The following is a 25,778-nucleotide window of genomic DNA, read 5'->3' as shown; positions in this document are numbered from 1 at the left end:
TGGCGTGGGGCTCGGGAAGGAGGTCCGCCGGGGGCCTCCCCGCCGACGGCGGGAGGTGCGGCACGGCGCGTCGGCACCGGCCGCCCGCCGGCGGACCGGGGGCGGCGGGAGCGGTCTCCTTCACGGGGAAGACCCTAGGTTAGGCAAGCCTTACCTTGTCAATTCCCCTTCGACGTATACCCGTTATGCTCCGTTCATCCCCGCCGGGCCGTCACCCGTTCAGGCCGATGCGTCGATAGCGCGCCCGGCGGGCGGCAAGGCGTTCGGCCCGGTCGCGCGCCGAGAGGGCGGCGAGCTCGGTGCCGAGCAGGGCGCCGAGGCGCGGCAGGAACCCCCCGTCCGCCGGCTCCCCCGCCTCCCCCGCCTCCCCCGTCTCCCCCGTCTCCCCCGTCTCCCCCGTCTCCTCCTCGACGATCAGGTCCACGATGTCGTGCGCCAGCAGGTCCGCGGACCGCACGCCCTGGCGCGCGGCGACCTCGAACGCCCGCTCCGTGGTGCGGTGGAGGATCGCCGAGGCGCCCTCGGGCGGCAGCGGGGACAGCCACGCGTGGCGGGCGGCCACCACCCGGTCCGCGGGGAGCAGGGCGAGCGCGGCGCCGCCGGCGCCCTGGCCGAGCAGCAGGCACAGCGTCGGGGCCGGCAGCGTCACCAGGTCGGCGAGGCACCGCGCGATCTCCCCCGCCAGACCGCCCTCCTCGGCGTCCCGCGAGAGCGCGGCGCCCGCCGTGTCGACCACGGTGAGCAGCGGCAGGTCCAGCTCGGCGGCGACGCGCATGCCGCGCCGGGCCGCGCGCAGCCCGGCCGGCCCGAGCGCCTGGCCGGCGGCCGGGACGCCCGAGGCGGGGGTGGTGTGGCTGCCCCGGTCGTGGCCGAGCACGACGCACGGGGTGCCGCCGACCCGGGCCAGCGCGAGCAGCAGCCCCGGGTCGTGCTCGCCCGCGCCCGTGCCGCTGAGCGGGGTCACCTCGGTCGCGGCGGCCGCCAGCAGCTCCGCGACGCCGGGGCGGTCGGGCCGGCGGGAGCGGCGGATCGATTCGGCGGCGGGGACGTCGGGGGCGGCGCCGGGGCCGTCGCCGGACGGGCGTACGGGCGCGGGAGCCGACGTCACGCCCGTACCTTCCGCACCGTCACGGCACAGCACCGCCAGTGCCCGCGCCGCGACCTCCGCGAGGCGCTCGGCGGGCAGCACCCCGTCCACCAGGCCGTGCGCGAGGAGGTTCTCGGCCAGCTGGACGCCCTGGGGGAACTCCTCGCCGTAGAGGGCCTCGTGGACGCGCGGGCCCAGGAAGCCGATGAGGGCGCCCGGCTCGGCGGAGGTGAGGTGGCCGAGCGAGCCCCAGGAGGCGAGCACGCCGCCCGTGGTGGGGTGGCGGAGGTGGACGAGGTAGGGCAGCCCGGCCGCCTTGTGGTCGGTGATCGCGGCGGCGACCTTGACCATCTGGAGGAAGGCGATCGTGCCCTCCTGCATCCGGGTGCCGCCCGAGGCGGGCGCCGCGAGCAGCGGCAGCCGCTCGGCGGTGGCCCGCTCGACGGCCCGTACGAGCCGCTCCCCCGCGTCCACCCCGATCGACCCGGCCAGGAAGCGGAACTCACAGGCGACCAGCGCCACCCGGCGCCCCCGGATCCGGCCCTCGCCGGTGACGACGGACTCGTCCAGCCCGGTGCGCTCGCGGGCGGCGAGGAGGTCGGCGCGGTAGGCGGGGTCGTCCGTGGTCACCTCGACGGGCTCGTCCCAGCACTGCCAGCTGCCGGGGTCGACCACCGCCTCGACGAGCTCGCGGGCGGACGTACGGGGGCGGTTCTCAGTCATGTCGATCACCCTGCCACGGCGGCGGGCCCGGCGGGGTGTCAGGGGGCCAACGGTTCGACCACATCCTTGGAGACGTGCTGGTAGATCACCGAACTGCGGAAGTCCACCACCTCCCGGCGCCCGGAGAAGCGGTCCATCAGCACGGTGTGCAGGTGGTTCACCTCCGGGACGGCGACGTGGACGAGGAAGTCGTCGCCGCCCGCGACCACGTACACGTTCAGCACCTCGGGCAGACCGATGGCGTAGGCCTTGAACCCCTCGATGACCTCCCGGCTCATCGGCCGGATCCGGACCGAGAGCAGCGCCTGCACCGGCCGGTTGAGCGCCTTGAGGTCGACGGTCGCGCGGTAGCCGGTGATGACGCCGCGCTGCCGCAGCGAGCGCACGCGTTCCAGGCAGGTGGAGGGCGCGATGCCCAGGGTGCGGGCGAGGTCGCGGTTGGTCTGCCGTGCGTCGCGCTGGAGTTCGCGGACTATCGCCGAATCAATGTCGTCCATGGGCCCCATGGTGACGTACGGACCGAATTTCGTTCGGCCGGACCCCTGGAGCCTCGTCGATAGGTCTAGCTTCGGCCCCCGTGACCGTACGAACCACTCATGCTCCCGCCCCTCCTCGGCCGCCCGTCCGGCGCCTGGGCGTCGCCGGCGGTACGGCCCTGTGCGCCGGCGCCGTCCTCGGCCCCGGTGTCCTGGCGCTGCCCGCGCTCGCCGCCGACGCGGCCGGGCCGGCGTCGGTCCTCGCGTGGGTCGTCCTGCTCGTCACGAGCGTGCCGGTCGCGGTCTCCTTCGCCGCGCTCGGCGCCCGGTTCCCGGACGGCGGCGGGGTGGCGACCTTCGTGCACCGGGCCGCGGGGCCACGGGCGGCCGCGGTGGTCGGCTGGTGGTTCTACGGGGCCGTGCCGCTGGGCGTGGTGTCGGCGGCGCTGATCGGCGGGCAGTACGTGGCCGGGGCGATGGGCTGGGGGGACGCGGGCGCGACGGCGGTCGGGGCGCTGGTCGTCGCCGCGTCGGCCGCCGCCAACTGCGGGGGCCTGCACCTGTCCGGCCGGGTGCAACTGCTGCTCGTGGGACTGCTGGTGGCGGTGCTGCTGGGCGCCACGCTCGCCGCGGCGCCGGGGATGCGGGCCGCGCACTTCACGCCGTTCATGCCGCACGGCTGGGGCTCGGTCGGCTCGGCGGCCGCCGTCCTGTTCTTCGCCTTCGCGGGCTGGGAGGCGGCGAGCCATCTCTCGGGCGAGTTCGCGGACCCGGCGCGCGACCTGCCCCGGGTGACGGCCTGCACGTTGGCCGTGGTCTCCGTGCTCTACCTGGGGCTCGCGGTGACGACGATCGGGGCGCTCGGCCCGGCCGCGGCCGGCACGGACACCCCGCTGACGGAGCTGCTGGCGCGGAGCATGGGCACCGTGGCCCGCCCCGTCGCCGCCGCGGTCGCGCTCTTCCTCACCTTCGGCACCGTCAACACCTATCTGGCGGGGGCCTCCCGGCTCGGTGCCGCGCTCGGCCGGGACGGCGCCGCCCCGCGCCGGCTCGCCGCCGGCGGCGGACCGGGCCAGGTACCGCGGTACAGCCTGGCGGTCCTGGCGGTGGCGTGCGCGGCGGTCGGCACGGCGGTCACCCTGGGCGCGGCGGACCTGGACCGCCTGATGCGCGCCACGTCCGCCTGCCTCGCCTCGGTCACCCTCGCCGGCCTCCTGTCGGCCCTGGCACTCCTCCCCCGCCGCACCCTCCTGTGGTGGGCGGCGGGGGCCAGCGCGCTGCTCACGACGGTGGTGCTGGCGTTCGCGGGGGTGTTGCTGCTGATACCGGCGGGACTGGCGGTGGCGGCCTGGGGGTTCGTGGCGTACGCGGGGAGGCGGCGGGCGGGGTGAGCGCCGCGCCGTCGCGGACGCCACGGCGGAGCCCGCGCCCGCCGGAACGGCGACGCGTACGGGCGGGCGTCCACGCCCCGGGGCGGAGAGGGGAGGGCTTCCTTATCCCCCCGCCGGCTCCTCCGCCCTCCGCCGGAACACCGCGCACACCATCGTCACCGCCGTGCCCGCCACCGCCCAGGCGGAGAGCACCAGCAGCGGGCAGGTCAGCGCGTTGCCCTGGAAGTAGGCGATCGAGCGGGCGGACCAGGTGCCCGCGCCCGGCGGCAGGGCCGGGCCGATGGCGCGCCAGAAGGGTGGCAGCAGCGGGTAGGGGTAGGCGCCGCCCGCGCTCGGGTTGCCCAGTACCACGACGATCGCGATCGCCAGGCCGATGCCGACGATCCCGGCCAGCCCCTGAAGGGCCAGCGTGGTGGCCCCGACGGCGAAGACCACCAGCGTACCCAGCCCCCACAGGCCGAGGACGCTGCCGGGCAGCGCCCCCAGGACCGGCCCGGTGATGACCGCGCCGAGCAGCCCCGCGACCGCCGCGTAGAGCGCGAGCGCGGCGAGCCGGAAGCCCGCCCGGCGGGCGTTGGCGGGCCGGGCGCCGGCGCTGATCGCGAGGATCGCCGCGCACAGGTAGCCGCCCACGCACCAGCCCACCACCAGGTAGAAGGAGCTCAGGCCGCGGGAGTCGCCGGCCGCGACGGGGGCGACGTCGGTGACCTTGAGGGAGCGCTGTTCGGCGGCCTCGGCACGGGCGACGACCGCCTCGGTGGCCTGGGCGAGCGAGGAGCCCGCACCGCCGGCGACGAGCAGGGTGTCGGTGTCGGAGCGCGGGTCGACGACCAGCGCGGCCTCCAGGTCGCGCTCCCGGATCTGCCGGACGGCCGCCGCCCGGTCGGGCACCGCGCGGACCTCCAGGGCGCGCCCCGGCAGCCTGCCCAGCCGCTCCACCAGCTGCGCGCTGAGCTCCCGGGGCGCGACCACGCCGACCGCGACGTCCTTCGGCTTCGGGGCGTGGAAGGCCCCGACGTAGGAGGTGATGAACGCGAGCTGGAGCACCAGCGCGCCGATCACCAGCAGCGCGGCGCGGCCGGTCACCGCCTCCCGTACTTCCTCGACGAAGGTGGGGCGGGCGGCGTCGCCGGGGGTGCGGTCCATGTCCCGAGCCTGCGGGGTCCGCCGGGCCGTCGCAGGCGGTGCGGGCCGTTCGGGCGACCTCCCGCCGGGCCGGAGCCGCCCCACCTCGGTGTTCGTACGAATGTTCGAGTCGTGGTCTATGGTGGAGAAGGAAGGGCGGAAATCGGCCAGGGGGTGAGGGGACAGCGAGGACCACGTGGGAACGGCAGGAGGCGCGCGATGACGGCATTCACGCATCTGCGCACCGTGTCGGGGTTCTCGGCCCGCTACGGGGCCAGCCACCCGGAGCGGCTCGCCGAGCGCGCCGCCGAGCGCGGCATGGACGCCCTCGCCCTCACCGACCGCGACAGCCTCGCCGGAGCCGTCCGGTTCGCCAAGGCGGCCGCCCGCTCCGGGGTGCGGCCGCTGTTCGGCGCGGACCTGGCCGTACGGGAGCCCGCACCCGCCGCCGACCGGGCCGTACGCCGCCGCACCCCCGTGCGCGGCGGTGCCTTCCTCGACGAGTCCGCGCCCCGGGTGACCTTCCTCGCCCGCGACGGCGCGGCCGGCTGGGCCGCCCTGTGCGGCCTGGTCTCGGCCGCCCACGCGATCCCCCCGACCCCGCGCCCGGCGCCCCCGCCGCCCGGCCCGGGCTGGGGCGGGAGGACCTCGCGGCGGCCGCGCCCGGCATCCGGGCCCCGCTGACCGCCCTCCTCGGACCCGACTCCGACGTCGGCCGCGCGCTGGCCGCCGGGCGCCCCGACCGGGCCGCGCGACTGCTCGTACCGTGGCGTGAAATGTTCGGTGACGAGCTGCGCCTGGAGGTCGTCTGCCACGGCCGCGCCGGCACCGGCCCGGGCTCGCTGCGGCTCGCCGCCCGCACCGTCGGCCTCGCCGCCGAGACGGGCGTACGGGCCGTCCTGAGCAACGCCGTGCGCTACGCCGACCCCGGCCAGGGGCCCGTCGCCGACGTGCTCGACTCCGCCCGCAGGCTCGTCCCCCTCGACCCCCGCAGGCCTGACGCCCTCGACGGCGGGGAGCGCTGGCTCAAGGGCCCCCGCGACATGGCCGCCCTCGCCGGGCGGATCGCGGAGGCCGCCGGCTTCCGCCGCGACAGCGCGCACCGGCTGCTCACCGCGACCGAGGAGACCGCCGCCGCCTGCCGCGTCGACCCCGAGGACCACCTGGGCCTGGGCACCGTCCACTTCCCCGAGCCGCACCTGGTCGGCGCCGGGCACCGCACCGCCGACCGCGTCCTCGCCTCCCGCTGCGCGGCGGGCATGGTGCTGCGCCGCCACGACCGCGACCGCCGCTACTGGGACCGGCTGGAGGACGAGCTGGACGTCATCGCCCGGCGCGGCCTCGCCTCGTACTTCCTCACCGTCGCCCGGGTCGTCGACGACACCCGCGCGCTCGGCATCCGCGTCACCGCCCGCGGCTCCGGCGCCGGCTCCCTCGTCAACCACCTGCTCGGCATCGCCCACGCCGACCCCGTCGAGCACGGCCTGCTGATGGAGCGCTTCCTGTCGGCGCGCCGCACCGCGCTGCCCGACATCGACATCGACGTGGAGTCCGCGCGCCGCCTCGACGTCTACCGCGCGATCTTCGAACGCTTCGGCGCGGACCGGGTCGCGACCGTCGCCATGCCCGAGACCTACCGGGTGCGGCACGCGATCCGGGACGTGGGCACCGCCCTCGGCATGGACCCCGCCGAAGTGGACCGGCTCGCCAAGGCGTTCCCGCACATCCGGGCCCGCGACGCCCGCGCCGCGCTGCGGGAACTGCCCGAGCTGCGCGGGGTGGCCCAGGAGGAGCACGGCCGGCTGTGGGAGCTGACCGAGGCGCTGGACGGGCTGCCGCGCGGCACGGCCATGCACCCGTGCGGGGTGCTGCTGTCGGACGCGACGCTGCGCGCCCGCACCCCCGTCGTGCCCACCAGCGGCGAGGGCTTCCCGATGGCGCAGTTCGACAAGGACGACGTCGAGGACCTCGGGCTGCTCAAGCTCGACGTGCTGGGCGTGCGGATGCAGTCCGCGATGGCGTACGCGGTGGGGGAGGTCGAACGGGCCACCGGGCACCGCCTGGACCTCGACGACCCCGCCCAGGTGCCGCCCGGCGACCGGCGGACGTACGAGCTGATCCGCTCCACCGAGACGCTCGGCTGCTTCCAGATCGAGTCGCCCGGCCAGCGCGACCTGATCGGCCGGCTCCAGCCCTCGACCTTCCACGACCTCGTGGTCGACATCTCGCTCTTCCGGCCCGGCCCGGTCGCCGCCGACATGGTCCGGCCCTTCGTCGAGGCCCGGCACGGCAAGGTGCCCGTCCGCTACCCGCACGAGGACCTGGAGGAGGCGCTGCGCGAGACCTACGGGGTGGTCGTCTTCCACGAGCAGATCATCGAGATCCTGCACGTCATGACCGGCTGCGACCGGCACTTCGCGGACGAGACGCGCCGCGCGCTGTCCGACCCGGCGCTGCTGGGCCGGGTGCGCGCCTGGTTCGCCGAACGGGCGCGCGGGCGCGGCTACTCCGCCGAGGTCGTCCGCCGCACCTGGGAGATCGTCGAGGCGTTCGGCAGCTACGGCTTCTGCAAGGCGCACGCCGTCGCGTTCGCCGTGCCGACCTACCAGTCCGCCTGGCTGAAGGCCCATCACCCGGCGGCCTTCTACGCCGGGCTGCTCACCCACGACCCGGGGATGTACCCGAAGCGGCTGCTGCTCGCGGACGCGCGGCGGCGCGGGGTGCCGATCCTGCCGCTGGACGTGAACCGGTCGGCGGCGGCCTATCGGATCGAACTGGTGTCCGATGAAAGTGCCGGGGCGGAGGCTCCCGGGACCGCCGGAACCTCCCGGACCACCGGAGCCTCCCAGGCTCCCCGCTCCTCCCGCGCCTCCCGCGCGAAGACCTACGGCATCCGGCTCGCGCTCTCCGAGGTGCACGGCATCACCGAGGCGGAGACGGACCGCATCGCGGCCGGCCGCCCGTACACCTCGCTCCAGGACCTGTGGCTGCGCGCCCGCCCCGGCCGGGCCGTCGCCGAGCGGCTCGCGCGGGTCGGCGCGCTGGACGCCTTCGGCGCCAACCGCCGCGACCTGCTGCTGCACATCGCCGAACTGCACCGGCGGCGCCGGGAGTCCACCGGATCCGCCGCCCAGCTACCGCTGGTCGACAGCGCCCGCCCCGAGCCGGCCGGCCTCCCCGACCTCGACGCGCGCGAGCGCCTCGGCGCGGAGCTCGGCGTCCTCGGCATGGACGTCTCCCGCCATCTGATGTCCGACCACCGGGCCTTCCTGACGGAGCTGGGCGCGCTCCCCGCCCGGCGGCTGCGCGACGCCCGGCACGGCGAGACCGTCCTGGTCGCGGGGGCCAAGGCCGCCATCCAGACCCCGCCGGTCCGCTCCGGCAAGAGGGTCGTCTTCACCACTCTCGACGACGGCACCGGCCTGGTCGACTGCGCCTTCTTCGACGACAGCCACGCCGTGTGCGCGCACACCGTCTTCCACTCCTGGCTGCTGCTCGTCCGCGGCGTCGTCCAGCGCCGCGGCCCGCGCAGCCTCAGCGTCGTCGGCGCGGCGGCGTGGGACCTGGCCGAACTCACCGCGCTGCGCGCCGAAGGCGGCCTGGACGCGGTGGCGGCACTGCTGACGGCCTCGGCGGAGGAGCCGGTTCCGGGCGGCACGGGCCGCCGCATCCGGCTGTCCACCGGCTACACCATGCACCCCTGGTCCGACCTTCGGCCCGCGGGCGAGGGCGCGCCCACCGGGCGCAAGTTGTGGCACGCGAGCCCCGGAAGCGCGGGATGACCGGACTCGCCACCCCCCTCGCGCCCGGTGCCGTCCTGTACGTGCGCTTCCACCCCGTCGGCCGGCCGGCCCTCGGCGAGGACGCCTACGACGGGCTGCTCGGGCTGCTCGCCGAGGTGACCCCCGTGGTGCAGGCGCTGCCGCCCGACGCCGCGCTCATGGACGTACGGGGCGCCGTGCGCTACTTCGGCCACGACCCGGGTGAACTCGCCCGCCTCGTACGGCTGCGGTCGCTGTTCCGCTACGGGGCCGACTGCGCGGTCGGCATCGCGGGCAACCCGATGCTGGCGCGGATGGCCGCGCGGGACGGGGCGCCCGGCTCGGTCCACGCGCTCCCCGCGGACCCGGACGCCGTGACCGCCTTCCTCGCCCGCAGGCCCGCCGCCGCGCTGGACGGCGTCGGCACCGCCACCGCCCGCACCCTGTGCGCGTACGGGCTCGACAGCGTCGGCCGGATCGCCGCCGCGCCGCTCCCCGCGCTCCAGCGGATCCTCGGCGCGGCCGCGGGCCGCCGGATCCACGAGCGGGCGCGCGGCATCGACCCGACGCCCGTCACCCCCGGCGCGCGGGCCCGCTCGATGGGGGCGGAGCACCGCTTCGCCGGTGACGAGCTGGACCCGGACCACCGGCGGCGCGCGCTGCTCACGCTCGCCGACGGACTGGGCGCGCGGCTGCGCGGGACCGGCCAGGTCGCCCGCGGACTGACCCTCACCGTCCGCTACGCGGACGGCTCTTCGACCACCCGCACCCGGTCGCTCGCCGAACCGACCGCGCACACACCGGCGCTGACCACCACCGCGTACGCCCTGCACGGCGCGCTGGGGCTGCAACGGGCCCGGGTGCGGGCCGTGGCGTTGCGCGCCGAGGACCTGGGGGACGCCCGACTCGCCGCGCACCAGCTGACGTTCGACCCCGCCGACGACAAGGCGCGCCGTGTCGAGGCCGCCGTCGACAAGGCGCGGGCACGCTTCGGCGCGGCCGCGGTGGGGCCCGCGGCCAGCCTGGAAGTGGCCTGATTCACTTGGTGCGATTCCTGCGGATTTGCTTGACGAAAGCAAGAAATTCCCCGCAGTCTACTCGCAAGTAAGTTCATGCCCTCGTAACGCACCCGCAACACGGTTCGCCGTGCGCTTCGGCCTGCCCTTGGGCGTGACTACCCCCCACCTGCGAGGAGTTCAGATGCACCTGCGCCGGAGATCCCTCCGCACCCTGCTGTCCGCCGTGGCGCTGACCGTGGCGGCCGCCGTGGCGCCCACCGTCGCGACGGCCACCCCGGCCCACGCCGCCGGCGTGACCAGTGGCTGGAACGACACCTCCTGCAAGCCCTCGGCCGCGCACCCGCGCCCCGTCGTCCTCGTGCACGGCACGATGGAGAACAAGACCAACAACTGGTGGTCGCTCGCGCCCTACCTGGTCGACCGCGGCTACTGCGTCTTCTCCTTCGACTACGGCCAGCTGCCGGGCGTCCCCGTCTTCTACGGACTCGGCCCCGTCGACAAGGGCGCCGAGCAGCTCTCCACGTTCGTCGACAAGGTGCTAGCCGACACCGGCGCGTCCAAGGTCGACCTCGTCGGCCACTCCCAGGGCGGCATGATGCCGCGCTACTACCTGAAGTTCCTGGGCGGCGCCCCCAAGGTCGGCACCCTGGTGGGCCTCGCGCCCAACAACCACGGCACCACCATGTCCGGCCTGACCAAGCTCCTCGACATCGTGCCCGGCGCGCGCGACGCGATCACCGGTGTCGCGCCCGGCCTGACCGACCAGGTCGTCGACTCGCCCTTCATGCGCAAGCTCAACGAGGGCGGCGACACCGTCCCCGGCGTCAACTACACCGTGATCGCCACCCGGTACGACGAGGTCGTCACGCCCCACACCTCGCAGTTCCTCACCGGTCCGAACGTCAAGAACATCCTCATCCAGGACCGCTGCGCCGTCGACATCTCCATGCACCTGACGCTCGGCACCATCGACCGCGTCGCCTTCCACGAGACGGCCAACGCCCTCGACCCGGCCAACGCCACCCCGTCCTCCTGCGCCTCGATGGTCAGCTGACCCCTGGCTTCCGATGACTTCCGACCGGCCCCGGCGGGCACACCGCCGGGGCCGGTCGGGTGCTGTGGGACGTAAATCGCTGGCCGGAGCCCCCGTCGCCGGGAGAAGCTGCGTCCCGGATCGACCAGCGCATGCGAGAAGAGCGAGGCACGGGGATGAGCGGAACGCTGACAGCGGGCGGCGAGGTGGCCGTCAGGCTGGTGAAGGCGGGGCGCACGAAGGTGAGCTATCCCGCGGTCGTGGTGGCCGACGACGGCACGCACGCCGTGGTCCGCGCGCCCTGGGCGGGGGACGAGGCCCGTGACTTCGGCTTCGTCCGCTTCGAGAGCGGCGACGTCTTCACCGAGCACTACTGGCGCGACCGCTGGTACGCCGTCAAGGAGGTCCGCACCGCCGACGGCGTCCTCAAGGGCTGGTACTGCGACGTGACCCGCCCCGCCGGCATCGCCCCGGACGGCCTCGTCGTCGAGGACCTCGATCTCGACCTGTGGGTCTCCGCGGACGGCACGTCCGTGCTGCGCCTGGACGAGGACGAGTTCGCGGAGAGCGGCCTGGAGTCCCGCGACCCAGCCGCGGCGGCCGCGGCCCGCGAGGCCCTGGACGAGCTGGAGAAGCTCGCCTGCGAGGACGGGCTGGAGAAGCTCCTCGGCTGAGCACGACGCGCTACGGATTCCCGTGACGAGGCCGTACTCCCTACGCGCACCCTCGAATGCGCCCCGCGCGCACGCCTCACGCGCGCGCCCGTGAATGCGCTGATGAGCCGTGGCCCCGGCGTGGCACCGGGTAGAACCTGAGGACCCCCAGGTCCCCGAGAGCGCTACCCGGTGAGGAGCCCCATGGCCAGTGAGCGGCCGCCGGTCACCGTTCCCCGGGCCAATCCCCATGCCGCGGAGACCGCCGCGTTCATCGACCGGTGGGTGCGGCGGACCGGGCTCATCCAGTCCTTCACCGCCCAGCGGCGCTTCCGCAGAGCGTGCTGCGCCGCGTTCGCGGCCCGGGTGATGCCCGACGCGGAGTGCGAGCGATTAAAACGCGGCACAGCCTGGCTCGTCTGGTTCTTCATCTACCTCGACCAGTCCGAGGAGCGGGAGCGGGCCCTGCCGTCCAGCGAGGCGCCGCCCGAGTTCCTGCCCTTCCTTCCCTTGGACGCCGGCCGCACTCCCCCGCCGCGCACCGCGCTCCAGCGCGGCCTGGCCGACGCCTGGCGGATGGTGGCCCCGGCGATGTCACCGGAGTGGCGCCTGCGGTTCCTGGCCCGCTTCCGCGAGTTCCTCGGCTCCGGCGCGTCGGCGAAGCCGGCCCGGCCGCTGTTCGCGCTCGTCGAATACACCAGCGGGTACGAGGTCCCGGCCGGGGTCCGGGCGCTGCCGGCCTTCCGGGCGATGGACGACGCGGCCGCCCTCCTCTGTCCCGCTCCGGCCGCCCCGTCCCGGCACCGGACCGGGCAGCAGGAGTCCGAGCGTCTCGCCGCCCGCCGGGAGGCGTTCCGGCGCGCGCTCGCGGCCCTGCACCGGGACATGGCGCGGCGCCGGCTGCCCGCGGCGGCGGTGTCGGCCGCCGCCGCCTACACCGAGGCGCTCACCCTCTGGATCGGCGGGCCCGCCCTGCCCGGCGACCGGGTCCGGCCCCTGGAGGGCGGCCGGCTCAGCCTCACCGAGGACATCGCCGGGACCCCGGTCGACCTGCTGCGCGCCCGGCGCCCCGCGCCGCCGCCCGTCCCCTCCACGGGCGGCGGCGCGGGGGCGCGGGGGCGCTAAAGGGTGGCCGCGAGCAGCTCCCGCGTGTACGCGGCCTTCGGGTCGTCGAAGACCTCGTCGCGCGGCCCGCTCTCCACCACGGTCCCGGCCCGCATCACCGCGACGCGGTCGCAGAAGTGCCGGACGACGGCCAGGTCGTGCGAGACGAACAGGAGGGACAGCCCCAGCTCGTCACGGAGGTCCATGAGCAGGTTGAGCACCTGCGCCTGCACGGACACGTCGAGCGCCGACACCGGCTCGTCCGCGATGATCAGGCGGGGGCGGAGGGCGAGGGCGCGGGCGATCCCGATGCGCTGGCGCTGGCCGCCGGAGAACTCGTGCGGATAGCGGTCCAGGTGGTCCGCGTCCATCCCCACCTGCGTGAGGAGCTCGGCCGCCCGGTCCCGGCGGGCGTCCGCGCCGAGGTCCGTGTGCACGCGCAGGGGCAGGGTGACGCTCTCCTCGACCGTGCGGCGCGGGTTGAGCGAGGCGTACGGGTCCTGGAAGACCAGCTGCACGTCCCGGCTGAGCTCACGGCGGAGCCGGGTGTCGACGGCCGCCCGGGCGATGTCGCGCCCGTCGAAGCGGACGCTCCCGGAGGTGGGCCGCTGGAGCCCCGCGAGCACGCGCGCCGTCGTGGACTTCCCAGAGCCGGACTCCCCCACCAGCCCGAGCGTCTCCCCGGTGCCGACCCGCAGGCTCACCCCGCGCACGGCCCGTACGGGCTCGGCCCGGCGGCCCAGGAGCGAGCGGCGGCCGCCGAAGGACACATGGAGGTCGACGACTTCGGCGAGCGCCCCGCCGGACGGGGGCTCACCGGGCGCGACCCGGTCCGGTACGGCGCCACCGGACGCGGCCGGCACGCCGGGCAGCTCGGACACGGCCGCCCGGCCGTGTCCGGCGGGCGCCTGACCGGCCGGCGCCCCGTCCGGGTCCGTGGTGGTCGCCTCCGCCGATTCCACCGTCGGCAGCCGCGTCCCCGGCACCGTCTCCAGCGTCGGCGCGGCACCGATCAGGGCACGCGTGTACGGGTGTTCCGCGTGCGTCAGCAGCTTGCCCGTGGGGCCCGACTCCACGAGGTGGCCCGCTCGCATCACCAGCGTCCGGTCGCAGGTCGCGGCGACGACGCCCACGTCGTGGGTGATCAGCAGTACCGCCGTGCCGCTCTCCTCCCGCAGCTCCGCCAGGAGCGAGAGCACCTGCCGCTGCACCCGCGCGTCCAGGGCCGTCGTCGGCTCGTCCGCGATGAGCACGTCCGGGGAGTTGACGAGCGCGATGGCGATCATCACCCGCTGCCGCATCCCGCCGGAGAACTGGTGCGGGTAGTCGCGGGCGCGGGACGCCGGGATGCCGACCCGGTCGAGCATCGCCCGCGCCCGCTCCCGGGCCTCGGCGCGGCCCGCCGCCCGGTGGTGGAGCCGGTAGGCCTCGGCCAGTTGCTCCAGCACGGTGTGGAAGGGCGAGAGCGCGGCCAGCGCGTCCTGGAAGACCATGGCGATCCGCGCGCCCCGCAGGGCGCGCACCGCGGATTCGGGTGCGCCGACGACCTCGGTGCCGCCGACCGTGACGCTGCCGCCGACCGTCGTGCGGGCGGCGTCGTGCAGCCCCATCGCGGCGAGTCCGACGGTCGACTTCCCGGAGCCGGACTCCCCCACCAGGCCGAGGACCTCACCGCGGGCGAGGTCGAAGGAGAGGCCGTGGACGGCGGTCACCGACCGGCCCCGGGCGGTGAAGGAGACGGTCAGGTCGCGCACCCGGAGCACCGGGGCGCGGGTCCCCTCCGGCGCGGGGGCCGGCGCCGGTGCCGGATCCGTGCGGAGCGCGTGCGTCATGCGAGCCTCACCCTCGGGTCGAGCCAGGCCACCACCAGATCGGCGAGGGCGACGAAGAGCACCACGAAGAACGCGGCGAGCAGGACGGTGCCGACGACCGTCGGGAGGTCGTTCTGGACGACGGCGTCGACGGCGAGCTTGCCGACGCCGCCGAGCCCGAAGACGGTCTCGGTGATGAACGCCCCGCCGAACAGGGCGCCCGCCTCCAGCCCGAGCAGCTGCACCAGCGGTGCGGCGGCGCCGCGGCCGGTGTACTTCAGGTGGGCCCGCAGGGCGCTCATCCCCTTGCCGCGCGCGGTGCGGACGTACCCCTCGTGCATCGTCTCCAGCATCTGGGAGCGCGCGAGGCGGGCGAAGACGGCGGCGTTGACGAAGCCGAGGACGAGCCAGGGCAGCAGCAGTCCGGCCGCCCAGGCGCCGGGGCCGTCACCGAAGGGGGCGTAGCCGGGTACGGGGAAGAGGTCGGTGGTGTAGACGAGCAGGTACTGGAGGGCGTAGCCGAGGAAGTAGATCTGCACGCTGGCGCCGACCAGGGTGAAGCCGGAGAGCAGCCGGTCGGTGGCCGTGCCGCGGCGGAGCGCGGCGGCGAAGCCCACGCCGACGCCGAGGACGACGATCACGGCGAGGGCGCCGCCGGCGAGCGAGAGGGTGACGGGGAAGCGGTCGCCGATGGCGTCGAGGACCGGCTGGTGGAGGGTGTAGGAGTAGCCGAGGCAGGGCGCGGCGCAGTCGATGGGGGTGCCGTCGACGTCGCTGATGGTGCGCCCGGCGACGAGGCCGCGCAGGTAGTCGGCGTACTGCCCGGCCAGCGGCTGGTCCAGGCCCATGCTGTGGCGGACGGCCTCGACCTGGGCGGTGTCGCACTTGGGGCCGCAGGCGATGAGCGCGGGGTCGGAAGGGGCGGCGTAGAAGAGCCCGAAGGCGGCGGCGGTGATCGCGAGGAGCACCGCCGCGGCCTGGAGGGCACGTCGCAGGACGTAACCGGTCATGTCGGGTCAGGACTTCTTGAGGTAGAGCCCGGCCGCCGCGATGGAGCCGTAGATCGGGTGGATGGCGGCGCCGCCGATGTTCTCGCCGCGGAACTGGGTGACGCTGGTGTAGAGGAAGGGCACGACCGGGACGTCCTTCATGACGACCTGCTCCAGGTCGATGAGCGCGTCCGCCTTCTCCTTGGCGTCGCCGATGCCCGCGATGCGCTCCAGCTCCTTGTCGACGGCGGGGTTGGCGTAGCGGATGCCGTTGGCCAGGGCGTCGAGCTTGCTGTGGTAGCTGTCGGGGAGCAGGGTGGACGGGGTGGGCCAGTCCACGGAGTTGGTGGAGATCCACAGGTCGTAGGGGGCGTCGCCGCGGAAGACCTCGCTGGTGAAGGCGGCGGGCTCCAGGGGCTTGGTGACGAGCTTGATGCCGGCCTTGGCGAAGGCGTCCACCAGGACCTGGGCGAGCCGGTCGTCCTGGGGGCTCTCGGTCTCGTAGGCGTAGGTCAGCGACTCGGGCTTGTTCTTGGCCCGGGCCAGGTGTTCCTTGGCCTTCTCGATGTCGCCGGCGGGCTTGACGGGGTAGAGGTCGTACTTCTTCCAGCCCACGACGGCGGGCGAGGAGAGCGTGGTGGCGAAGTCGCCGACGCGCGGGCCGCCGAGGACCTGGCGGGCCTGCTCGCGCGGGAAGAGGTAGTGGATGGCCTTGCGGACCTCGGGGTCGGTGACCCGGCTGTTCTTGATGTAGAGGTCGTTGGTGTAGGCGCCCTGGCTGCCGGCGACGAGGAGGTCCTTCTTCTTCGCGTCGCGCTGGGCCTCGGCGTAGATCTCCGGCGGTACCTCGCTCTTGGTGGTGACGGTGTCGGCACCGCCGCCCCGGCCGTTGAGGACCTCCTGGGCGGTGTTGAGGATCTTCTTGCCGAAGGTGAACTCGAAGCGGTCGGCGTACTGGTGGCGGATGGGGTCGGTCTCCGCCTTCCAGTGCGGGTTGCGCTCCAGGGTGAGGCTCTGGTTCTGCTTGTGTTCGACGATCTTGTACGGGCCGGTGGCGAACGGCCTGGTGTCGTAGCCGGTGCCGGTGTCCTTGTCCTTGCGGACGGGGGACGAGGAGGACTGGGCGGCCATGTAGGGGACGTCGGACTGCGGCCGCGGGAAGCGGAAGACGATGGTCCTGGCGTCGGGCGTCTCGATGGCGTCGAGGTCGCCGTGCTCGGGGCCGGCGTACTTCTTGACGGCGGCGGTGCGGTCCTCGGAGCCGGTGAGCCACTCGGGCCAGTAGGTGGGGCCGAGTTCGAAGCCGGGCGCGAAGGTGCGCTCGATGCCGTACTTGACGTGCTCGGAGGTGATCGGCTGCCCGTCCTCCCAGGCCACGCCGTCCTTGAGGGTGTAGGTCCAGGTGCGGCCGCCGTCGGAGGAGCGCCCGGTGTCGGTGGCGAGGTCGCCGACGAGCTTCGGCTTGCCGTCCACCACCTGGTACTGGGTCAGCTGGCGGCCCCAGAGCAGCGAGGTGCTGTAGCCCTCGCCCGCGTAGATCTTCTGCGGGTCGAGGTGGCCGTAGTCCTTGAGGTTGGCGACCTTGATGGTGCCGCCCTTACGGGCCCCCTGGACCTCGGGGGCGGGACCCCGGCTGTCCTCGGCGGTGCCGAGGGTGGCGGTCAGCCGCTGGCCGCTCTTGGGTGCGCCGCTCGCGCCCTTGTCCTTCCCCGCGTCCGACTCGCCCGCGCCGGCCGAGCAGGAGCAGAGCAGCATGACGGCGGCGGAGGCGAGGGCCGGTAGGGCTGCGGTGCGCGTGCGGAAGCGGGGCATGGTGAACTCCGTGGTTCGGAAGGGCGGGAAAGTGATGCCGTTGCGGAAAGCGGAAGGGGTGCCTGCGGTCAGCGCGCGGTACGGGGATCGAGCGCGTCCCGTACGGCGTCGCCGAGGAGGTTGAAGGCGAGGACGAAGACGAGGATCGTCACGCCGGGGAAGACCATGTAGGTGGGGTCGTCGTAGAAGACCTCGGAGCCGCGGGAGATCATGCGGCCCCAGTCGGGGACCGGCTCGTTGATGCCGACGCCGAGGAAGGACAGCGCGGCCTCGGCGGTGACGATGCCGGGGACGGCGAGGGTGATGTGGACGAGCACGGGGGCCCAGACGTTGGGCAGCAGCTCGCGCAGGACGATGTGCCGGCGGCTCGCGCCGAGGGCCCGCGCCGCCTCGATGAACTCCCGCTCGCGCAGGGACCGTACGGCGGTGCGCAGCACCATCGCGAGCGGCACCCAGCCGAAGGCGGCGAACACCAGGATGAGCGAGGTGAACTGCATCCAGGCGGGCTCGTTCTCCCCGGGGTCGACGAAGCGCGTCTGGACGACCGGGCTGAGGGCGAGGAGCAGCAGGAGTGTCGGAAAAGCGAGCAGCACATTGCATACGAAGGTGAAGGCCCGGTCGGCGAGGCCGCTGAGGTAGCCGACGGTGACCCCGAGGACGACACCGACGACGGCGATCACCGCGACGGAGGCGAGGGCGACCAGCAGCGAGGTGCGCATCCCGTAGAGGAGCTGGGTGAACACGTCGCGGCCGAGGCCGGGTTCGATGCCGAACCAGTGCTCGGCGGAGATGCCGCCGTTGGGCAGGACCGGCAGGCCCTCGGCGCTGAGCAGGCCGGGGTCGTCCTGTCCGTAGTGCGTCGTGGGGTTCTTGCCGTAGGCCGCGGCGATCAGGGGGGCGGTGAGCGCGAGAAGGCCGCAGAGGAGGACGACCACGAGGGCGGCCATGCCGGTCCGGTCGCGGCGGAAGGCCCGCGCGGCGGTGGCGAAGGGGCCGCGGGAAGGCCGTTCGGGGCGTCCTCTTGAGTGCACTTCGGCCATTTGCTGCCGCGCTCCTGAATCACTCCGGCCGCCGACTGGTCATCTGGCGGGCCACTTTTCGGCCGGTTGCGGGGGTCTCCCACCCCGGGGTGCGACTCATTAGATCCGATGGCCCAAGTGACCGCAAATCACAATTTCGAAGGCTGCTTGGATAATTCATCATTGATTACAAGGAATCTTTGCTGGTCAACATCCCCGTAACATTAATTCGCCCACTTTCCGTCAAATCGGTCATGCGTGCGAAGTCGAACGGCCGCCGGACGCCTGCGAGGAGATGTGCCTCACTTCCGATCCGGCCACTACTCAGGGTTTTCAACCAGCGACCGAAAGTGTCCGTTCGACGTGCGTTCATGCCCAACTTGGGCAAGACTCCGGTCCGTTATCTGAACCGACGACCAAGGGAGTGTTCGTAATGCGGTACATCACTGGGGGCATCGCGATGGGCGCCGCGCTGATTCTGGGCGGCGGTCTGGCGGCCGCCGGAACGACGACCGCGAGCGCAGCACCCAAGCCCGCCCCCGCCGCGGCGGCCCAGACCCAGAGCCTGTACGCGCCGTCCGCGCTGGTACTGACCGTCGGCCAGGGCGCCACCGCGGCCGAGTCCGGTGTGCAGCGCGCGGTCACGCTGACCTGCACGCCGAAGGCTTCCGGCAGCCACCCGGACGCCAAGGGCGCATGCACCCAGCTGCGCGCCGCCGGCGGTGACTTCGACAAGGTCACCCGGATCAAGTCGGACACGGTCTGCACCAAGGAGTGGAACCCGACCGTCGTGACCGCCGAGGGCGTCTGGGACGGACGCCGGGTCAGCTACGAGCACACGTTCGCCAACCCCTGCATGGCCAAGGCCGGCAAGGGCCTGGTCTTCGAATTCTGAGGCGGATTCGAGGAACGGGTGCCGGGCCCCAGGGCCCGGACGTGAAGCGGCCCCCGGACACCGTGGAGGTGTGTCCGGGGGCCGCCCCGTGCGTGGTGGCGCGTCCGGGCCGCTGTCAGGAGCCGCCGAGGGCCGCGCCGTACGCGGCGAGGGCCGCCGTCACGGGCTGGAAGTAGGTCGTCCCGCCCGCCGCGCAGTCGCCGCTGCCGCCGGACAGGAGCCCCAGCGCGTCGCCGCCGGCGAAGAAGGGGCCACCGCTGTCGCCGGGTTCGGCACAGGCGGACGTCTCGGTCAGGCCCGTGACCCGGCCCTCGGGATAGGTGACGGTCACACCGGTGCGCTTGACGACGCCGCTCCGCACCCCCGTGGTGGAGCCGCTGCGCCGGACCGTTTCACCGACGGCCGCCTCGCGGGCCGTGGTCACGGGCTGGGTCGTGCCGTCGTGGAGGTCCACGACGCTCGGGTGGGCGACGGCGGTGCCGGTGTACGCGGCGAGGGCGTAGTCATGGCCGGGGAAGACCGATCCGCTCTCGGTCCGCGCGACCGACGGGCCGCCGCCCGCGTCGGACCACGTGGTCACGACGTTGCCGCAGTGCCCCGCCGTGAGGAAGCCGTCCGGCTTCCCGGGCCGCGTGACGTTGAAGCCGAGCGAGCACTGGACGCCGGAGCCCCGCACCGCGTCGCCACCGGCGAGGAACCGGGTGAGCTTCGCGGCGCTTCTCCTCAGCACCACCTTGCCCCCGTGACCCGCGGCGACCCGCTTCAGGCGCGCCAGCTGCGCGCCCCTGACGGTGGGGTCGGCGGTGACGACGACCCGGTTGACTCTGGGGTCCACCCCCCAGGTGGTGCCGGGAATCGGCTCGCCGGCGTCCAACGCCGCCTGGGCGGAGACCAGTTCCGACCGAGAGAACGTCGCCGCGGACTCCGCGGCCGTCGACGCGTCGGCGTCCTGCGGGCTGAGGGTCACGGCCGCGAAGGCGGCGACTGCCACGGCGGCCAGCAGGGTCCGCACGGGCATCCAGGATCGCTTCAACTCGACACCTCCAGTGGGGGGCGGGCCCGGCAGTGGGGTGCCCGGGGCCCGGAGGACACGGCAGCGGCGCACCCTCGGCTTTACGGAAGGCGCGTCCATGCCAAGTTGCGCGTCGATTGTCCCGAGGGGTGGAGGGCGCGCACAAGGCGGACTGCCGGTTGTGCGGGTCCGCCGACGCGCGCCCGGGGGCGTTCGAGGACCGGGGTCCGGGGCGGAGCCCCGGGAAACGGGAAGGGGCGGGTAGGGGAAAACCCGTTCAGGCCCCGCCTACGCCGTGCCGCCCGCCGCCGCAGGCCCGTTCTCCGAAGCCGGCGCGGCGGAAGGCCGCTCACCCCCCGGAGCCGGCGCGCCAGGCACCTGCCCCGCCCGCTCCAGGAACCGCAGCAGCTCCACCGGGAACGGCAGCACCAGCGTCGAGTTCTTCTCCGCCGCCACCGCCACGATCGTCTGGAGCAACCGCAGTTGCAGGGCCGACGGCTGCTCGGACATGGTCGCCGCCGCCTCCGCGAGCTTCTTCGAGGCCAGCAGCTCCGCGTCCGCGTTGATCACGCGGGCCCGCCGCTCCCGCTCGGCCTCCGCCTGCCGGGACATCGAGCGCTTCATCGTCTCCGGCAGCGAGACGTCCTTGATCTCGACCCGGTCGATCTGCACGCCCCAGCCGATGGCGGGGCTGTCGAGCATCAGCTCCAGGCCCTGGTTGAGCTTCTCGCGGTTGGAGAGGAGGTCGTCGAGGTCGCTCTTGCCGATGATCGAGCGCAGGGAGGTCTGGGCCATCTGCGAGACCGCGAAGCGGTAGTCCTCGACGGCGATCACGGCCTCGGCCGGGTTCACGACCTTGAAGTAGACGACCGCGTCGACCCTTACGGTCACATTGTCGCGGGTGATGCCCTCCTGCGCGGGGACGGGCATCGTGACGATCTGCATGTTGACCTTGCGCAGCCGGTCCACCCCCGGGATGACCATGGTGAACCCCGGCGGGCGGACCTCGTCACGGAGCCGGCCGAGCCGCAGGACGACGCCGCGCTCGTACTGTTTGACCACTCGGGCGCCCGCGGCCACGTACGCCACGCCCGCGGACGCGGCGCCCACCGCCGCCATCACCAGTTCCTCGACCATGGCACGGCCCCCTGCCCTGCACGTCAGGTGTCATATCCCACGGTATGCCCGTCCTGGGCAGGGGTCGAGCCCCCGGCCCTGGCCGGACCGGGGGCTCCTGTGCTGCTGGCCGCAAGGCTTGGGGAAGGGATCGTGCTCGCTCGCGGTCAGGGGTTTCGGGCGGACCGGGTACGGGGTCAGAAGATGCTCACCCCGTAGGCCCGCATCGCGGGGCCGACCGGCTGGAAGAAGGTCGTCCCGCCGGAGGTGCAGTTGCCGCTGCCGCCGGAGGTCAGGCCGAGGGCGGTGGAGCCGGCGAAGAGGGCGCCGCCGCTGTCACCGGGTTCGGCGCACACCGTGGTCTTGATCAGGCCGCGGACGATCTGCCCGCTGCCGTAGTTGACGGTGGCGTTCAGGCCGGTGACCTTGCCGTCGTGCACCCGGGTCGTGGAGCCGCTGCGCCGCACGGACTGCCCGACGGTCGCCTCGCCCGCGGCGGTGATGCGCTGCGCGCTGCCGTTGTAGAGGTTGACCTCGCTGGGGTGCGCGAGGGAGGTGTTGGTGTACTGCACGATGCCGTAGTCGTTGCCCGGGAAGCTGGTCCCGGTCGAGGGGCCGATGCTCGTGGTGTGGCCGGAGTTGGCGTAGTAGGCGGGCTTGCCCTCGGTGCAGTGGCCCGCGGTCAGGAAGTAGTAGGTGTTGCCCTTGCGCACGTTGAACCCGGCGGAGCAGCGCCAGGTGGGCGCGTAGACCGCGTCGCCGCCGGCGATGAGCTTCCTGAGCGTGCCGGGGGTGCGCTCGACGCGTATCGCGTCCGCGTTCGGTCCGGCCGCCTGTCTGATCTTGGCTATCGCGGCGGCGGAGACCGTCGAGTCGGCGGTGACGACGAGGTCGCCGGTGGCCTTGTCGACGACCCAGGCGGTGCCCGCGACGTCCGCCGACCGCACCGCGGCGCTCGCCGCGGAGAGCTGGGCGGCGGAGTGCGCGGAGCCGGTGGCTCCGGGCTCGGCGTGGGCGCTGGTCGCGACGAGGGCGGACGCGGTGACGAGGCCGGCTGCCAGGGCGGCGATTCCGGTTCGTCTCGCGGATCGGCGGTGGGGGGTGGTGCGCTGCGTCCTCACGTAGTGCCTCCCGAGTGGGGTCGGGGGTCCGCGGGTGGGGTGTGGGCGCGGGCCCATGAGGCGCGGCCGCATGGGCACACCGGGTTCCGCTTCGCCGTGCCCCTGACAAGCGCGCTGTTCGGGAGTATTCGGGCCCGGCGCACCACGGCGCAAGAGCATCTTTCGGACGCGGGCCCGGGACCCTCCGTGGCCCGGACGGGAGCGCGCGCCCGGGCACGCCCGCGCCGGGCGCCCGGGGAGAGCGCCCCCGGCCCCCGCCGCCGCCGCTTACAGAACCGTCCGCTCCCCCGCCGGCACCTCGGCCGCCAGCGTGTTGCCGGGCGGCGGGAAGGGGCAGATGAACGCGTCGGCGAAGGCGCACGGGGGCAGCACCGCGCGGTTGAAGTCCACGGTCACCCGCCCGTCCGGCGCGGGCGGGGGCGTGTAGAGGAAGCGGAAGCGGTAGCTGGTCCGGCCGCTGGTGCCGTCGGCGAACACCGCCCACAGCCCGCCGTCCCCCTCGGCCGCGACGCGCAGGATGTGCTCCTCGCCGTCGATGTCGAAGGCCAGCTCACCGGAGAGGCCGAGACCGCGCTCGCGCCCGTCGGCGTTCCCGACCCTGATCCGGCGGTCCTGCTCGTACGGGCGGTAGCGCCCCGGCAGCGACCAGCGCGGGTCGTGGCCGAAGACGCCGATGCCGGTGAACTCCCGGCGGGCGGCGGACTCCGGATCGTAGACGCGCACGGCCCAGAGACCCTCGCGGCGCATGACGAGCAGCTTGCGCGTGCCGTGCGCGACCCGGGCCGTGGCCGTCCCGCCGTCGGCGGCGAGGCGGTACTCCCCCTCGGCGGGGCGGCCGTCGACGGTCAGCCCGTCCGCCGCCGCGGCGGTGAGGAGCACGGCCTCGCCCGCGTCGGCCCAGTGCCCCGGGACCGCCTCACCGCGGTCACCGGGGAAGGCCGGAATTCGACCGTCGGCGAGATCGGAGAGCCAGAAGGTGCCGGTGAGCGAGAGCGGACCGTACGGCGCGGCGACCGTACCGGTGCGCTCTTCGTGCCACGCCTTCCACTGCTGTTGTGCGTCGGTGGTCATGCGGCTCAACCTTTCACACGGTCCGGCTGCCGGGCGGCGGGGAGGCCGAGGTGTTCGCGGAGGGTCGTGCCCGCGTACTCCGTACGGAACACGCCACGCTCCTGGAGCAGGGGTACGACCTGGTCGACGAAGTCGTCCAGGCCGCCGGGGGTGAGGTGCGGGACGAGGATGAAGCCGTCGGCGGCGTCCTCGGCGACGAACTCCGTCATCTCCGCGGCGACGGCCCCGGGCGTGCCGATGAAGGACTGCCGGGCGGACGTCTCGATGACGGTCTGCCGGATGGAGAGGCCCTTGGCCTCCGCGAGGGCGCGCCACCGGGCGGCCACCGCGAGCGGGTCGGCGACGCCGACCCGGCCGCGCGCCACCTCCCCGGCCGGGTCCGGGTCGATGTCGGGCAGCGGGCCGTCCGGGTCGTAGGCCGACAGGTCGCGGCCCCAGACCTGTTCCAGGGTGAGCAGGGCGGTCTGCGGTGACACCTGCTGCCGGCGGATCCCGGCGGCCTTCTCCTGGGCCTCGGCGGCGGTGTCGCCGAGCACGACGGCCACCCCGGGCATGATCTTCAGGTCCCCGGGGCGGCGGCCGTACGGGCGGAGCCGGCGCTTGACGTCCGTGTAGAAGGCGCGGCCGGCGTCGAGGGTGCCGTGCCGGGTGAAGACGACGTCGGCGGCGGAGGCCGCGAACTCCCGGCCCTCGTCGGAGTCGCCGGCCTGGATGACGACGGGGTGGCCCTGCGGGGGCCGTGCCACGTCGAAGGTGCCGGAGATGTCGAAGTGCCGCCCGCGGTGGGCGAAGGGGCGCGGGGCGGCGTCCCGGCCCGGGGCGTCCGCCGGCCAGGAGTCCCACAGTTCGCGGGCGGTGGCGACGAACTCGGCGGCGCGGGTGTAGCGGTCGGCCCGGTCGAGGAAGCCGCCGCGCCGGAAGTTCTCGCCGGTGAAGGCGTCGGAGGAGGTGACGACGTTCCAGGCCGCGCGGCCGCCGCTGAGGTGGTCCAGGGAGGCGAGCCGGCGGGCGAGTTCGTAGGGCTCGTTGAAGGTGGCGTTGACGGTGGCGGCGAGGCCGAGCCGGTCGGTGACGGCGGCGAGGGCGCTGAGCAGGGTGAGCGACTCGGGGCGGCCGACGACGTCGAGGTCGTGGACGCGGCCGCGGTTCTCGCGCAGCCGCAGCCCCTCGGCGAGGAAGAAGAAGTCGAACAGGCCGCGTTCGGCGGTGCGGGCGAGGTGTGTGAAGGAGGAGAAGTCGATCTGGCTGCCGGAGCGGGGGTCCGCCCAGACGGTGGCGTTGTTCACGCCCGGGAAATGGGCGGCCAGGTGGACCTGCTTGCGGCCCCGGTGGGCGCCGTGGTCCTGGCTCATGCGGCCCCCTCGGTGCGGACGCGTGCGTAGCGGTTGGCGGGGCGCGGCAGGCACAGGTGCTCGCGGAGCGTGCCGCCCGGGTAGAAGGAGCGCAGCAGGCCCCGGTGCTGGAGCACGGGCACGGTCCCGTCGACGAGGAGGGCGAGGTCCCGGCCGGGGTCCTCGGGCCGGAGGTGGAGGCCGTCGACGAGGCCGTCCGCGTACCAGGCGCCCGCCAGGTCGGCGAGGGCGACGGCGTCGGCGGCCGCGTACAGCGCGACGGACAGGGAGGCGACGACGAGGGGGAGCTCCTCGCCCCGGCCCGCGTCCCGGGCCCGGCGGCGCAGGTCGTCGCGGGCGGCGCGGAGCGCGCGGGTGCCGTCGCCGTGGCGCGGGACGCGCAGGAAGGCGAGGTCCGCGTGGGCGGCGGCGACCGCGCGGGGCAGCGGGTCGGTGGCGTCCACGGCGGTGACCGGGTGCCCCTGGGGCGGGCGGGGCACGATGGAGGGGCCGCGGACGGAGAAGCCGGTGCCCTCGAAGTCGACGTAGTGGAGCTTGTCGCGGTCGATGAAGCGTCCGGTGGCGGTGTCGCGTATCTCGGCGTCGTCCTCCCAGCTGTCCCAGAGCCGGGTGACGACGTCGGCGACCTCGCCGGCCTCGCGCCAGAGTTCGGCGGCGGGCGCGGCGGCGCGGCGGCCGAAGTGCCGGGCCGTGGCCTCGTCCGCCGAGACGTCCACGGTCCAGCCGGCCCGGCCGCGGCTCACCCAGTCCAGGGTGGAGACGGCGGAGGAGACGTGGAAGGGCTCGGTGTGCGTGGTGGTGACGGTCGGCACCAGGCCGATGCGCTCGGTGGCGGGGGCGATCCGGGCGAGGACGGCGAGGGCGTCCAGGCGGCTCGTGCCCCGGTGGGGCGGGCCGAGGCTGTCGCCGAGGGTGACGAAGTCCAGCCTGCCGCGCTCGGCGAGGCGGGCGGCGCTCAGGTAGGGCTCGGCGCCGTGGCCCGCGAGACGGTCGAGGGCGACGGACAGGTGGAGGGGCCGGGTGGGCCGGGTCGGTGCGGGCATGGGCGTCCCTTGCTGGGTCGGGCGCGGGGTCAGGGCGCTGGGGCGGGTGCGTGATCGGGTACGGGTCGGGCGCGTGATCGGGTACAGGTCAGGTGCGTGGGCCGGTACGGGTCAGCTGCGTGATCGGGTACGGGTCGGGTGCCGGGTACGGGTCAGGTGCCGGGT

21 protein-coding genes are annotated in these 25,778 nt (G+C 74.6%); 8 read left to right on the top strand and 13 right to left on the bottom strand.

All coding sequences use genetic code 11. The features are described 5' to 3' along the window. Positions 1-211: 211 nt before the first annotated feature. The gene (locus SMD11_RS26075) at positions 212-1,810 is read right to left on the bottom strand and encodes a carboxyl transferase domain-containing protein (protein ID WP_087928766.1); all 1,599 of its coding nucleotides are present in this window, start codon (positions 1,808-1,810) and stop codon (positions 212-214) included. Between the two features lie 38 nt (positions 1,811-1,848). Next, complete coding sequence (locus tag SMD11_RS26070) at positions 1,849-2,307, bottom strand: Lrp/AsnC family transcriptional regulator (RefSeq protein WP_087928765.1); 459 nt, start codon at positions 2,305-2,307, stop codon at positions 1,849-1,851. An 80-nt stretch (positions 2,308-2,387) separates the two neighbouring features. Between SMD11_RS26070 and SMD11_RS26065 the strand changes: the two genes are divergently transcribed. Continuing rightward, positions 2,388-3,677, top strand: a complete 1,290-nt coding sequence (locus SMD11_RS26065) for an APC family permease (RefSeq protein WP_234366170.1) — start codon at positions 2,388-2,390, stop codon at positions 3,675-3,677. Positions 3,678-3,779: 102 nt separating this feature from the next. On the opposite strand, the gene SMD11_RS26060 is transcribed toward SMD11_RS26065, so the two are convergent. Further along, entirely contained in the window at positions 3,780-4,823 is a 1,044-nt protein-coding gene (locus SMD11_RS26060) for a DUF3533 domain-containing protein (RefSeq protein WP_087928764.1), read from the bottom strand. A gap of 198 nt (positions 4,824-5,021) precedes the next feature. On the opposite strand from SMD11_RS26060, the gene SMD11_RS37375 reads away from it, so the two are divergent. From SMD11_RS37375 to SMD11_RS26035, 6 genes are all read left to right on the top strand, one after another. Continuing rightward, complete coding sequence (locus SMD11_RS37375) at positions 5,022-5,486, top strand: PHP domain-containing protein (RefSeq protein WP_418952484.1); 465 nt, start codon at positions 5,022-5,024, stop codon at positions 5,484-5,486. Then, entirely contained in the window at positions 5,435-8,584 is a 3,150-nt protein-coding gene (locus SMD11_RS26055) for a DNA polymerase III subunit alpha (protein ID WP_418952537.1), read from the top strand. The genes SMD11_RS37375 and SMD11_RS26055 overlap by 52 nt, the downstream gene beginning before the upstream one ends. Next, positions 8,581-9,600 (top strand): DNA polymerase Y family protein, encoded by a 1,020-nt coding sequence (locus SMD11_RS26050; protein ID WP_087928763.1) that lies wholly within the window; start codon positions 8,581-8,583, stop codon positions 9,598-9,600. The genes SMD11_RS26055 and SMD11_RS26050 overlap by 4 nt, the downstream gene beginning before the upstream one ends. A 163-nt stretch (positions 9,601-9,763) precedes the next feature. After that, complete coding sequence (locus tag SMD11_RS26045) at positions 9,764-10,636, top strand: esterase/lipase family protein (RefSeq protein WP_087928762.1); 873 nt, start codon at positions 9,764-9,766, stop codon at positions 10,634-10,636. Between the two features lie 155 nt (positions 10,637-10,791). Continuing rightward, a complete protein-coding gene (locus tag SMD11_RS26040) occupies positions 10,792-11,289 on the top strand; it encodes a DUF402 domain-containing protein (protein ID WP_087928761.1) in 498 nt (165 codons plus the stop codon). 183 nt (positions 11,290-11,472) lie between these two features. Beyond that, a complete protein-coding gene (locus tag SMD11_RS26035) occupies positions 11,473-12,393 on the top strand; it encodes a terpene synthase family protein (RefSeq protein WP_087928760.1) in 921 nt (306 codons plus the stop codon). Here SMD11_RS26035 and SMD11_RS26030 read toward each other — a convergent pair. The 4 genes from SMD11_RS26030 to SMD11_RS26015 form a co-directional block, all read right to left on the bottom strand. Continuing rightward, entirely contained in the window at positions 12,390-14,204 is a 1,815-nt protein-coding gene (locus SMD11_RS26030; protein WP_234366169.1) for a dipeptide ABC transporter ATP-binding protein, read from the bottom strand. The two genes, SMD11_RS26035 and SMD11_RS26030, sit on opposite strands and share 4 nt — an antisense overlap. Further along, a complete protein-coding gene (locus SMD11_RS26025) occupies positions 14,201-15,193 on the bottom strand; it encodes an ABC transporter permease (protein ID WP_087928759.1) in 993 nt (330 codons plus the stop codon). Before SMD11_RS26025 ends, SMD11_RS26030 begins: the two co-directional genes overlap by 4 nt. Before the next feature lie 6 nt (positions 15,194-15,199). Next, positions 15,200-16,984 (bottom strand): ABC transporter substrate-binding protein, encoded by a 1,785-nt coding sequence (locus tag SMD11_RS26020; protein WP_087928758.1) that lies wholly within the window; start codon positions 16,982-16,984, stop codon positions 15,200-15,202. A 68-nt stretch (positions 16,985-17,052) separates the two neighbouring features. Further along, positions 17,053-18,024: an ABC transporter permease gene (locus tag SMD11_RS26015; RefSeq protein WP_087928757.1), complete on the bottom strand. Its 972-nt coding sequence runs from the start codon at positions 18,022-18,024 to the stop codon at positions 17,053-17,055. Positions 18,025-18,436: 412 nt separating this feature from the next. Between SMD11_RS26015 and SMD11_RS26010 the strand changes: the two genes are divergently transcribed. Continuing rightward, positions 18,437-18,898, top strand: coding sequence for a subtilase-type protease inhibitor (locus SMD11_RS26010; protein WP_087928756.1), 462 nt, complete (start codon positions 18,437-18,439; stop codon positions 18,896-18,898). Positions 18,899-19,013: 115 nt separating this feature from the next. Here the strand turns inward: SMD11_RS26010 and SMD11_RS26005 are convergent, their stop codons facing one another. The 6 genes from SMD11_RS26005 to SMD11_RS25980 all read right to left on the bottom strand — a co-directional run bounded on the left by SMD11_RS26005 (position 19,014) and on the right by SMD11_RS25980 (position 25,613). Then, positions 19,014-19,931 carry a S1 family peptidase gene (locus SMD11_RS26005; protein WP_234366168.1) on the bottom strand — a complete coding sequence of 306 codons (918 nt, stop codon included), beginning with the start codon at positions 19,929-19,931 and terminating at the stop codon, positions 19,014-19,016. Between the two features lie 267 nt (positions 19,932-20,198). Next, on the bottom strand, positions 20,199-21,047 hold the full coding sequence (locus SMD11_RS26000; RefSeq protein WP_234366167.1) for a slipin family protein: 849 nt from the start codon (positions 21,045-21,047) through the stop codon (positions 20,199-20,201). Positions 21,048-21,223: 176 nt separating this feature from the next. Beyond that, positions 21,224-22,147, bottom strand: coding sequence for a S1 family peptidase (locus SMD11_RS25995; RefSeq protein WP_087928754.1), 924 nt, complete (start codon positions 22,145-22,147; stop codon positions 21,224-21,226). A gap of 267 nt (positions 22,148-22,414) precedes the next feature. Further along, positions 22,415-23,218 carry a DUF1684 domain-containing protein gene (locus SMD11_RS25990; protein WP_087928753.1) on the bottom strand — a complete coding sequence of 268 codons (804 nt, stop codon included), beginning with the start codon at positions 23,216-23,218 and terminating at the stop codon, positions 22,415-22,417. 5 nt (positions 23,219-23,223) lie between these two features. Continuing rightward, complete coding sequence (locus SMD11_RS25985; protein WP_087928752.1) at positions 23,224-24,570, bottom strand: NtaA/DmoA family FMN-dependent monooxygenase; 1,347 nt, start codon at positions 24,568-24,570, stop codon at positions 23,224-23,226. Further along, entirely contained in the window at positions 24,567-25,613 is a 1,047-nt protein-coding gene (locus SMD11_RS25980) for an LLM class flavin-dependent oxidoreductase (RefSeq protein WP_087928751.1), read from the bottom strand. Before SMD11_RS25980 ends, SMD11_RS25985 begins: the two co-directional genes overlap by 4 nt. Positions 25,614-25,778 lie beyond the last annotated feature (165 nt).

This window comes from Streptomyces albireticuli, assembly GCF_002192455.1.
GTDB lineage: Bacteria > Actinomycetota > Actinomycetes > Streptomycetales > Streptomycetaceae > Streptomyces > Streptomyces albireticuli_B.
This window is presented reverse-complemented; position numbering and strand designations above follow the sequence as displayed.

What these genes read in the sequence shown, in the direction of transcription:
- SMD11_RS26030 (WP_234366169.1), bottom strand. Translation starts at nt 14,204, where the DNA reads ATGACGCACGCGCTCCGCACGGATCCGGCACCGGCGCCGGCCCCCGCG.
- SMD11_RS26050 (WP_087928763.1), top strand. Translation starts at nt 8,581, where the DNA reads ATGACCGGACTCGCCACCCCCCTCGCGCCCGGTGCCGTCCTGTACGTG.
- SMD11_RS26025 (WP_087928759.1), bottom strand. Translation starts at nt 15,193, where the DNA reads ATGACCGGTTACGTCCTGCGACGTGCCCTCCAGGCCGCGGCGGTGCTC.
- SMD11_RS26040 (WP_087928761.1), top strand. Translation starts at nt 10,792, where the DNA reads ATGAGCGGAACGCTGACAGCGGGCGGCGAGGTGGCCGTCAGGCTGGTG.
- SMD11_RS26000 (WP_234366167.1), bottom strand. Translation starts at nt 21,047, where the DNA reads ATGGTCGAGGAACTGGTGATGGCGGCGGTGGGCGCCGCGTCCGCGGGC.
- SMD11_RS26035 (WP_087928760.1), top strand. Translation starts at nt 11,473, where the DNA reads ATGGCCAGTGAGCGGCCGCCGGTCACCGTTCCCCGGGCCAATCCCCAT.
- SMD11_RS26070 (WP_087928765.1), bottom strand. Translation starts at nt 2,307, where the DNA reads ATGGACGACATTGATTCGGCGATAGTCCGCGAACTCCAGCGCGACGCA.
- SMD11_RS26020 (WP_087928758.1), bottom strand. Translation starts at nt 16,984, where the DNA reads ATGCCCCGCTTCCGCACGCGCACCGCAGCCCTACCGGCCCTCGCCTCC.
- SMD11_RS25980 (WP_087928751.1), bottom strand. Translation starts at nt 25,613, where the DNA reads ATGCCCGCACCGACCCGGCCCACCCGGCCCCTCCACCTGTCCGTCGCC.
- SMD11_RS26045 (WP_087928762.1), top strand. Translation starts at nt 9,764, where the DNA reads ATGCACCTGCGCCGGAGATCCCTCCGCACCCTGCTGTCCGCCGTGGCG.
- SMD11_RS26015 (WP_087928757.1), bottom strand. Translation starts at nt 18,024, where the DNA reads ATGGCCGAAGTGCACTCAAGAGGACGCCCCGAACGGCCTTCCCGCGGC.
- SMD11_RS25985 (WP_087928752.1), bottom strand. Translation starts at nt 24,570, where the DNA reads ATGAGCCAGGACCACGGCGCCCACCGGGGCCGCAAGCAGGTCCACCTG.
- SMD11_RS25990 (WP_087928753.1), bottom strand. Translation starts at nt 23,218, where the DNA reads ATGACCACCGACGCACAACAGCAGTGGAAGGCGTGGCACGAAGAGCGC.
- SMD11_RS37375 (WP_418952484.1), top strand. Translation starts at nt 5,022, where the DNA reads ATGACGGCATTCACGCATCTGCGCACCGTGTCGGGGTTCTCGGCCCGC.
- SMD11_RS26060 (WP_087928764.1), bottom strand. Translation starts at nt 4,823, where the DNA reads ATGGACCGCACCCCCGGCGACGCCGCCCGCCCCACCTTCGTCGAGGAA.
- SMD11_RS26075 (WP_087928766.1), bottom strand. Translation starts at nt 1,810, where the DNA reads ATGACTGAGAACCGCCCCCGTACGTCCGCCCGCGAGCTCGTCGAGGCG.
- SMD11_RS26010 (WP_087928756.1), top strand. Translation starts at nt 18,437, where the DNA reads ATGCGGTACATCACTGGGGGCATCGCGATGGGCGCCGCGCTGATTCTG.